At 56.5% G+C, this 446-nt stretch carries 1 protein-coding gene; it reads left to right on the top strand.

Annotated elements, in window-relative coordinates; translation table 11 throughout:
• On the top strand, window positions 1-446 hold a 446-nt coding region (locus QMX96_RS26720), incomplete at both ends, for a hypothetical protein (RefSeq protein ID WP_282362728.1).

Below are 446 nucleotides of genomic sequence, written 5' to 3'. Positions count from 1 at the left end.
GCCATGGCAGATACGCTGTCAACGTTATCCGGTGGCGACACCAACGTTCATGTGATGCTGTCCCAATTGACTGGTGTGCTTGCCGCCGCAGCCGTCAACGGTGATCTTCAGAAAGGCTCCGAGGTTGCTCAGAGTGCAACCATTTACAACCATGACCTGCACAGGAAGAATGCCGAAAGCTTCGCCAAAGGCATCGCCGATGCATGCAGGCAAATGCCCGGTTACTGCGCGCCAGGGGCTGAAAACGTAACTGAACAGCAGATGGTTCAAGCGCTGGAAGCCACCGCGCGGCATGGTCAAGGGAGGGAAAAGGTCGATCCTGCTGCGCTGCAATTGGTCAGTCAGTTTCTGAACCAGTTTGAGAGCACCAAAGATACGCTGTTTACGCCGACCGAATCGGAGAGTCATCGGCTTGGGGTGGAGGCAGAAGCGGAACTGGCGCTGGC

The sequence above is a fragment of the Pseudomonas sp. PS01300 genome, assembly GCF_029960155.1.
GTDB classification, from domain to species: Bacteria; Pseudomonadota; Gammaproteobacteria; order Pseudomonadales; family Pseudomonadaceae; genus Aquipseudomonas; species Aquipseudomonas palmensis.
This window is presented reverse-complemented; position numbering and strand designations above follow the sequence as displayed.